Annotated in this window: 8 protein-coding genes and 1 pseudogene; 5 read left to right on the forward strand and 4 right to left on the reverse strand. The window is 63.6% G+C overall.

Going from position 1 to position 8676, the window contains the following annotated elements; translation table 11 throughout:
- Nucleotides 1–62: 62 nt before the first annotated feature.
- From AWB94_RS23485 to AWB94_RS23500, 4 genes and pseudogenes are all read right to left on the reverse strand, one after another.
- Nucleotides 63–451, reverse strand: a pseudogene (locus AWB94_RS23485) (transposase); the annotation flags it as partial.
- 71 nt (nucleotides 452–522) lie between these two features.
- Nucleotides 523–1098 (reverse strand): carboxymuconolactone decarboxylase family protein, encoded by a 576-nt coding sequence (locus AWB94_RS23490; RefSeq protein ID WP_062655129.1) that lies wholly within the window; start codon nucleotides 1096–1098, stop codon nucleotides 523–525.
- Nucleotides 1099–1133: 35 nt separating this feature from the next.
- Complete coding sequence (locus AWB94_RS23495; RefSeq protein ID WP_043985022.1) at nucleotides 1134–2231, reverse strand: zinc-dependent alcohol dehydrogenase; 1098 nt, start codon at nucleotides 2229–2231, stop codon at nucleotides 1134–1136.
- Complete coding sequence (locus tag AWB94_RS23500; protein WP_041800306.1) at nucleotides 2228–3721, reverse strand: acetyl-CoA acetyltransferase; 1494 nt, start codon at nucleotides 3719–3721, stop codon at nucleotides 2228–2230. The genes AWB94_RS23495 and AWB94_RS23500 overlap by 4 nt, the downstream gene beginning before the upstream one ends.
- 180 nt (nucleotides 3722–3901) lie before the next feature.
- On the opposite strand from AWB94_RS23500, the gene AWB94_RS23505 reads away from it, so the two are divergent.
- From AWB94_RS23505 to AWB94_RS23520, 5 genes are all read left to right on the forward strand, one after another.
- A complete protein-coding gene (locus tag AWB94_RS23505; protein ID WP_011895464.1) occupies nucleotides 3902–4495 on the forward strand; it encodes a TetR/AcrR family transcriptional regulator in 594 nt (197 codons plus the stop codon).
- A gap of 48 nt (nucleotides 4496–4543) precedes the next feature.
- A complete protein-coding gene (locus tag AWB94_RS23510; RefSeq protein WP_011895463.1) occupies nucleotides 4544–4978 on the forward strand; it encodes a PaaI family thioesterase in 435 nt (144 codons plus the stop codon).
- 52 nt (nucleotides 4979–5030) lie between these two features.
- Nucleotides 5031–5930: an alpha/beta fold hydrolase gene (locus AWB94_RS23515; protein WP_011895462.1), complete on the forward strand. Its 900-nt coding sequence runs from the start codon at nucleotides 5031–5033 to the stop codon at nucleotides 5928–5930.
- A 466-nt stretch (nucleotides 5931–6396) separates the two neighbouring features.
- Nucleotides 6397–6696 carry a hypothetical protein gene (locus AWB94_RS34700; protein ID WP_131805205.1) on the forward strand — a complete coding sequence of 100 codons (300 nt, stop codon included), beginning with the start codon at nucleotides 6397–6399 and terminating at the stop codon, nucleotides 6694–6696.
- Nucleotides 6697–6714: 18 nt separating this feature from the next.
- Complete coding sequence (locus AWB94_RS23520) at nucleotides 6715–8007, forward strand: PucR family transcriptional regulator (protein ID WP_011895461.1); 1293 nt, start codon at nucleotides 6715–6717, stop codon at nucleotides 8005–8007.
- Nucleotides 8008–8676 lie beyond the last annotated feature (669 nt).

The following is an 8676-nucleotide window of genomic DNA, read 5'->3' on the forward strand; positions in this document are numbered from 1 at the left end:
CCGACCTCAGACGGCGATCAGCATGCCGGAACGGAGGTCGCCTGAAACACCCGATCCACAGGTCTTGACAATTTCTCGGTGGAGAATCCCAGGACCCGGCAGGTCACCGTGACGGGCACGCCGTCAGCGGCAAGGTCAAGGACCAGCGGGTACATCATTTTGGGTTGGCGTCCCGGGACAGATAGCCGACCGCGCGGCGCATCACCTCGGCCTCTTGCTCGAGGAGTTTGATCCGCTTGTGTGCTTCGCGCAGCTGCGCGGCCATGTCCTCAGCATCGGCCGCTGAGGCGGGCTTACCGCGGCCATCCTCACGATCAGCGATCTTGAGCCAGCGGTGCAGGCAAGCCTCCGATATGCCGAAGTCCTTCGCGATCTGGCGCAGCGGCGCCTCGCCCTTGCGGGCCACCGCGATGACGTCGGCACGGAACTCGGCAGGAAACGGTGTCGGCACGAGGTTGATCCTTCCAGCAAGGACGAATCCTCACAGGTCAGGAGTCAACCAAACTGGGGGCAGTCCCCCCTTCAGTCAACGGAGGGTCGAACTCCGTCAGGGGGCCATCCTTCGAGGCCGTCTTCTAGCGGCACGTGCAAGGACCGCAGCAGCGCTGAGAACAATCTCCAATTCCCGATCGCGGCGACGAGTTCGACGAGGACGGCCGGCTCCCCGTGCAACGCGCGCTGACACTCAGCCCAGGTTTCATCCGAGATGGTGCCGTCACGCAACGTCTCGTCTGTCGCCGCCAGTACCGCCCGCTCGGCTTCGCCGAAGTGGCCGGCGTTCTGCCAGTCGCGCACCCCGAGCAGGTCGCGTTCGGGCACATCGAGCAAGCGGGCAACCCTCCAGTGTTGCGTCCACTCATAGACCGAATCAGTGACCCAGCCGATTCGCATGATGATCAGCTCCCGTAGCCGCGCATCCAGCGCGCCTTTCCACAGCAACGCCTCCAGCATTCCATGCAATGCGACGGCTACAGGGGGCTGATGAAGCGCGATCCTGAAAACAGACAGTTCAGCCATGGCGTCCGGAATCCCGCATTGAGCGGCGCGCTCGCGGGCATCTGTCAGGGCAAGCATGTCAACCCGGCTTTGGCTGCTCACGGTGGATCCTTCCGGTTGGGCGCTAGTTGGCGCTGTCAGGCGATCGGCACAAAGACGTTGTGCAGAGCGGGGACCCGGTCCGGCTCGTTGCCGGCCAGAAGGTCGAGCAGCCCGGGCAGGCCGGCGAAACCGGTGATCTCGCGGTGCAATTCTTCGAAGGGCCAACGCCTAGAGACCAGCAGCTCGATGGCGCTCTGGTAGGCGGGGTAGTCGACCCCCAACGAACCGAAGATGCGTAGTTCCTTGAATACGAGCAGGTCTGGCTCGAAGCCCGGCGCTCCGCCGCCGCCGCGTGTGCCCGCGACCACCACGCGTCCGCCGGGCTGCGCGAGTGCGACGGCGTCCGCGAATGCGGCTGGCGCCTTCGCGGTGACGTCGACGACGACATCTGCGAGCCGGCCGGTCGCCATTTGCAGGGCCTGCGCCGGGTCGTCTTCGGTGACGTCGATGGTCAGGTCCACGCCGAACTGGTGGGCTGCGGCTAGCCGAGTTCGGTCGCGAGGGCCGACCCCGGTCATCGCGACGAATGCCGCTCCGGCCTCCTTGGCGGCTACGGCAGCACAAATCCCGCGGATCCCTGGTCCGAGGACCGCGACGACGTCGCCCGGGCTTGTCTCGGGCAACATGGCAGCCCATTTGATCCCTGCCCCAAGCGGATTGAACAACGTCGCGACGATCGGGTCGAGTCCGTCCGGGACCGGCAACGGCATGGAATCGAACGGCAGATGCAGGTGGGTTGCATAGCCTCCCCACAGGCCGGGCGGGATGTTCACGTCGACGAAGCCGAACATGGTGGCGAGGCCGTTGCTCGAGCACCTGCGATACTCGCCGCGGCCGCACGAGTCGCACTCCCGACACGATCGGAACACCTCGACGGCGACTCGCTGACCCACCGAGACGCCCCAACGCTCGCGCGCGGCGTCACCGATTCCCTCGATGACGCCGATGATCTCGTGTCCGGGGATGAAGGCGAACCCCGTCGGCAGGTGTCCGCTGAACTGCTCGTGGTCGGTTCCGCAGAGCCCGCACGCCTCGATCCGCAGGAGACCGGACTCGTCGTCGATGCGCGGCACCGGAAGATGCCGCCGTTCAAGGGTGCGCGGCTTGGTCAGCACGAGCGCGTCGGCGTTCACGACAGTTCGAATTCGACGTGTCCGTCCGCCTGCCGCACGGCGACTTGGTGTCCGACGCACATGTCTCGTGACATTGCCACCGCCACCTCGGCATCGTCACTGCGCGCCGCGACGCGGCGGCCGTCGGTCATGCGCGCGAAAATCGGCACCCAGGAGGGGCCTTGGTCACGGTCGTGCACGACGGTGTATCCATCTATGGTCGCCTCTCCGGATGCGTCGGCGGGAGAAGCGACCGGGAGGGAGGTGCCGTCGATCGCAGACTGCGCATCGGCCATGTCCGGAGTCTGCCATCCCGTTGGCGGTGGAGTCGCCGACCACAGACCCAGCGAGTGCTTTGTGATGTACCAGCCCAGTCCGGACACGAGCCCGACGGCGTCCGGGTCGCTCCTGCAGCGTCGCACCATCTCGACGATCGAATGGCTGACATAGTTGTTACCCGGCCCTCCGTGGTAGGGCAGTCCGCCGGTCACCGTGAACCCGCGGTCATCCGCCGGGTCGAGATCCAAGGCGTCGATCGCCGCCTCGACCGCGGAAGGAAAGCAAGAGTAGAAATCAAACCATCTAATGTCGTCGATGTGAAGTCCACTGGCCGCCAATACCGCCTTGCCGGCGGCCCTTATTCCGGCGGAACGACCCAGATCAGGCCGCTGAACCGGGAAATACACGTCGTTGCATGTGGCCGACGACCACGGGAAGACCCAACGATCACTGGGCACTCCGAGTTCCTCGGCGACTTCGGCGGCCATGATCACGAAAGCGGCAGCCATATCCACGGCGATGATGCTGTTGAGCAGCTTCGGATACGGCTCGCACACCATCCGGTTAGCCGGGGAGACCGTGCTGAGCTCGTCTGCGCTACGGGCACGCGGAAACCAGGCCTGCTCGAGATGTCGGGACGCCTCAACCGTGAACGGAGCCATCAAGTCACCCAGCCAGCGGCGCTGTTCGTCGAATGTGCGGCCTGATCGGGCCGCGATCGCGGATTCGAAGATCGGGTACACCTCGTGCGGCCAATGTAACCCGGCGCCCACCTCGGCTTCGCTCAGTCCCGGGCGGGTGTCACCGAGTGACTCGTCCTGTGCTGCGATGGGTTTGGGCTCCAAAAGTGCGCTACCGGATGCGACTTTGCGTGCTGACGCGCCGCTTTCCGCTCCGACGATCAGAGCCGCGTCGCTGACGCCGCGCCAAATGCGGCGGCCGAGGACCTCGACCAGATACTGGGGGGTGTTGCCGCCGACCGGACAACTGATGCGATGATCCGGCGTCAGCCCAGTCGCTTCGGCAATCCTCGACGCGGGGTTGTCGCGTGGGATCATCAAGATTCCGGGCGTCGCCACGGTATCGATGCGATGCCCGATCGCGGCCGAAGCATCATGCAGCGCTCGACGCGCGGCCTCGGCGGCCAAATCGATGGGATCGACGGTGCCTTCACCGCGATGTGTCAGTTCACCGACGCCGACGACAACCGGAGTGCGTGGTGGGATGGCCAACGGTCAGATCACGCTCATCGTCGAGGTCTTCTATGCGACACGACTGCGATATTGTCACATCCGTTTCCATGCGACAACCGCGGGTGTTCGACAGAGCGAGTCCCTTGACAGGGCATACTCGTACCCGTGACGAAGAGATCGTTGCGGCGGGGCGACGCGACTCCTGGGCGAAACCGCGATATGGCGCGCGATCGCCTACTCGACGCCGCCGAAACGTGCCTGCAAGGCAAGGGGCTGTCGGGCACCACGATGGAGGATATCGCCAGGCATGCGGGCGTATCGCGCGCCACGGTCTATCGCTACTTCGCTAGTCGCGAATCCGTCGTATCCGGTGTCATCGTCCGCGCAGCGGAACGCTACCTGCACCGCACCAGCGGACGGATCTTGGCGCACACCGACTTGGGCTCTGCCATATTGGACTTCGTTGCAGTCACGGTGCGCGCGGCACGCCGCGAACCGATAATCGGCATGCTCTTCGCCAGCGACGATGAACTCGCCGGCGTGGGACTGGCCGAGGGAACGTCGGTGGCGCTGTTCGAACTCGTCGCCGAGTTTCTGCGACCCGTGTTCGCCGCACACTGGCATCAACTCGAAGCCGGCGTTTCGGTCGATGACGCCGCCGAATGGATTTTGCGCATCATCCTCAGCTTGCTCGCGGTTCGCGGCCCCCGGCACCGCAGCCCCGAAGGAATCGATGCTTTCTTGCGCCGATTCCTGCTTCCCGCGCTACTGGCCGACACTCACAGTTGCATTGCTGCGACAACTGCGGAGTAGTGTCTCAGCGATGGCATCGGTATCGCTGAACGAAACGAGGCGCTGACCATGGACTTCCCCCAGTTCAACAAGCAAATAGCCGAGGAGCTCCAGCACGCGGGGGGAACCTCGGGAGGGCTCGCCAAGTACTTGGACTTCCGCCACATCGAGTTCTCCGCCGGGAGACTGGTAGTGGAAATGGACGCCCGAGCCGATTTGTTGACTCCTTTCGGCACTCTGCATGGCGGATGCCTGTCAGCGATGGTCGACCACTGCTTGGGCGTGGTGTTCTATCCGGTGATCCCACCTGGGTCATGGGTGGCCACAACCGAATTCAAACTGAACCTCCTACGTCCGGTGTCCAGTGGAGTCTGCGTTGCGGTCGCCGACATCATCGCGCTGGGGAAGCGTAGCGGCGTCGCCAGGATCGACATCACCAATACGGGACGCCCGGTATGCGCCGCACAGGGAACAGTGACCGTCGTCGCCCAGAGCGCCTCGTGATCCGGTCGCGGAACGAGAACGCTGCCCAAGGCGACCATCGAGGACACAGCAAATGACCTCAACGTTCGAGCGCGTCCGCAACGAAGACGGAACCGCCCTTGCAGCCGATGTCTACCGACACGAATCCGCCCGCGCGGTCGTCATACTGCTGCACGGCGGTGGACAGAACCGCCATGCCTGGGCGACTACCGCGCGCCGCTTACACGCGCGCGGGTATACCGTCGTCGCTTACGACGCCCGCGGTCACGGCGACAGCGAGTGGGACCCCGATGGTCGATACGATCTCGACCGACTTGCATCCGACCTGCTGTCGATTCGCCGATATGCCAGCGATGGCCGCCCGCCAGCTGTCGTTGGCGCATCCTTGGGCGGCATGACGGTGTTGGGAACGCATTTGGTGGCGCCTGCCGATCTGTGGGGAGCCGTCGTACTGGTCGACATAACTCCGCGAATGGAGTTTCACGGAGCACGCCGCGTCGTGTCTTTCATGGGCGCCCATCCCGACGGATTCGATACGCTCGACGCGGCCGCGGACGTCATTGCCCAGTACAACCGGCATCGCGCTCGGCCCAAGAACTTGGACGGTCTCCGAAAGGTCTTGCAGCAGCGCGACGACGGTCGGTGGATCTGGCGATGGGATCCGGCGTTCATAGCTTCCAACTTCGAGTTCCTGCAGGGCGACCCAGCAACTGGTGCCAAAGAATTCGGCGCCATAAGCGACCTTCTCATCGAAGGGGCCCGCCGCGTGCGAGCACCAACGCTTCTCATTCGCGGCGTTCACTCCGACGTGACGTCGCAGCAGTCGGTCGAGGAGTTCCTCGAAGTCGTACCGCACGCCGAGGCTGTCGACGTTTCGGGCACGGGCCACATGGTTGCGGGCGACGACAACGACGCCTTCACTTCGGCAGTCGCAGATTTTCTCGACCGCACGCTGAACGACTCGTCGGACTGAGCGTCTTTCAGGGCCCTGCGATGGCCGCGGCCCGGCCACTCTGGTTCGTTGTCGAGGTGTCAGAACTACCTCCATGAACGGAACCCCGGCGGCGCAGTATCGGCGCATCCGAAGGCAGCGATGCCAAACCGTATGGTTCGACCATCGCCTGGGCCGAATTATCATTCGAACCGAAGCATTTTGCTGGTGGGCGCTGTCCAGGTCGGATCGAGCGGTCGGAGTTCTCCGAACCAGTGCCCGCACACCTTGACGAACACACCCGCCGCCGGGGCGACCCGGATCAGATCGGCGCTGCTGTTGGGATCTTGGAGTCAGTCGACGGCCGGGGGCGAGTCCAGAGGACAGCCTACTGCTATCCAGGCTTCAGCTTCGGTATGCGGGAGGCGGGCGGGCATATCCGGCGCCCGATTCGACCACCTCGTCAGAGCGGCGGGCGTTCCTTCGCATGAGCAGTTCCGGAAACTTCGTGGCCGAAACGATCGAGAAAGTCGTCTATTGCGGCCAGGGCGGTGCTGATCGTTCCTCGCAATGGGGCTGCTCCGGCCGCGAAGGCCGCAAACAAGGTTATTGCGAGCAGACAACTCATGCCTCCGCCTTCCTCTTCACGCGCATCCGTTCGCCGTGGCCCACAGCAATGCCTCGTTCGGCTGCTGAAATGGTAAAACGTGGCTCACCGCTCCTTAACAGCGTAGATACCCGGATCCGCGATCGGTATGTCTCGAAGGGTCGAACCTGCGGGCGTCTGTTGTCTCGCAAAGACAAGTAATCGAGTACGGTCGCAGCTGTGCTTGATTCATCCGAAGTTCAAGACACCCCCGGTCACGCGGTTCATCACCTATTCCGAGACCTCGGCGACCTCGTCAGAGAATTGCCCGAGTCCATACATGGCCTTCTGATTGAGCAAGTTGCCGAACTCGCTGCCGATCAACAGCTCAAAGAGCTACTGAGTGACACCGTCGCCGCGAACGTAGACACTTGGTTCTCCGTCGTCCGTCACTCGATCCCGTTCGACCGCATGGAGTCACCGACGGCCGCCCTTGAACACGCCCGGAGGATGGCGCAACGCGAGGTACCCGTCAACGCGCTGCTGCGGGCATACAGGCTCGGGCACCAGTATGGATTGAACCTCATCATCGCTGGCCTTCGGAGCGCGGACCTACCGCCCGAGGAGAAATTGGCGCTCATTGAACACATCACCCGTGTGTCTTTCCGCTACATCGACTGGATGTCTGAGCAGGTCTTGGAGACATATCAGACTGAACGCGCGGAGTGGGACGAGCGCCGACGAAGTTTGCGTGCACAAGCCATTCGAGACATCCTCAACGGACGCGACGTAGACCTGACCGAAGCGTCGTCGGCTATGAGGTACTTCTTGGGCGCAACGCATGTGGCTCTCATGGTATGGCTCGACCGAGATGCGGGCGCCGACACCGACGAGTTCATCGCCATGGAGCGCTTCATGCAACACGCGGTCTCCGCCACTGGAGCGAAGCAATCGGTCTACTTCTCCATCGACCGCCTCGTCGGATGCGCATGGATGACGGTTCACCGCCCGTCGGACTATTTATCGCAGCTGCGCGACTTCGTCCGGGCTCAACCTGACGGCCCAAGACTTTCCGTCGGTGAACCACTTCCGGGGATTGAAGGCTTCCGCCGCACCTACCGACAGGCTGAGCAGGCCCGTGTGGTCGCGGTGGCAGCCGACGGCTCCTCACGGCACCGGATCGTCGCTGCACGAGATCCCGGTGTGGCCCTGGCCTCGATGCTGATGACCGATGACGCGACTCTGAAGGAATGGATTCACGATGTGCTGGGCCCGTTGGCTCAGAACACTGCATCGGACCAGCGTCTACGAGACACGCTGAGGGTGTTCTTGCGTGCCGGTTCCAGCTTCAAAGCCGCCGCCAACGAATTGCAGATACACGCCAATACCGTCAAGTATCGCGTAAATCGAGCACTCGAGCGCCGCGGTCGCCCGATCGCCGCGGAACGATTAGACGTCGAGGTCGCCCTACTGATGTGCTATTGGCTCGGCGAAGTAGCACTGAACCCAACACAAGCCTTGGGGCGGTCCTAGTCGTTCGTGTCCCGCGAACGCCCTTGCTGCGTAACTGTGCCGTCTACTGACGAACACGCCGAATCTGAGGATGGTCAGCGCGACGATCCGGCGCCGCCCGGCCTGATAATCCGAGTTCGATTCATGTTTCGACGCTGCCGCGGGGCTCTGCTGCGGGCAGGCTGATCGAGTGGAGTCGTCGATCGCCGCCGTACGGAGCTGAAGCAACCCATTCACCGAAGCTCATCGACGTCAGACACGCTCAAGCACCCATCGCGCAAGGCGACAGGCGAGTCGTGGCGCAGGTTGCGACTTGTCGGCCCAGACAACCAGGAGGCATAAGCCTTGATCCACCGATGAGCTGTCGTGGCTGAGGCTGGAATGGTTTGGTGGTCGCTTGCTGGCTGTGAGCAGGGGGTATCGGCTAGTCTGTCCAGCTTTTTCCTGTGTGCTCCGGTCGTGGCCTTTCGGCGGATTGGTCAGGTGGGGGCGGTTGCTGGCGGGCTGTGGCCGATGGTGTTGCGCCACAATCGGAGCCAGTGCGTCGCCCACGGCCAGTGGGCTGGTAGGTGCAGGATGGGTCGGCGTTGGGGGCGGGCCAGTCGGGCCGGGATCGCGCCGTTTCTGAGATAACTAACCAGTTCGGGGTTCTAAATGTCCTCATCTGAGCTGGTGGGCTTGGGGTGAGTG

It is taken from the genome of Mycolicibacterium canariasense (genome assembly GCF_002101555.1).
In the GTDB taxonomy this organism is placed as follows: domain Bacteria; phylum Actinomycetota; class Actinomycetes; order Mycobacteriales; family Mycobacteriaceae; genus Mycobacterium; species Mycobacterium canariasense.

Coding starts and splice junctions, on each gene's coding strand:
- AWB94_RS23505 (WP_011895464.1), top strand. CDS start 3,902: ATGGCGCGCGATCGCCTACTCGACGCCGCCGAAACGTGCCTGCAAGGC.
- AWB94_RS23510 (WP_011895463.1), top strand. CDS start 4,544: ATGGACTTCCCCCAGTTCAACAAGCAAATAGCCGAGGAGCTCCAGCAC.
- AWB94_RS23515 (WP_011895462.1), top strand. CDS start 5,031: ATGACCTCAACGTTCGAGCGCGTCCGCAACGAAGACGGAACCGCCCTT.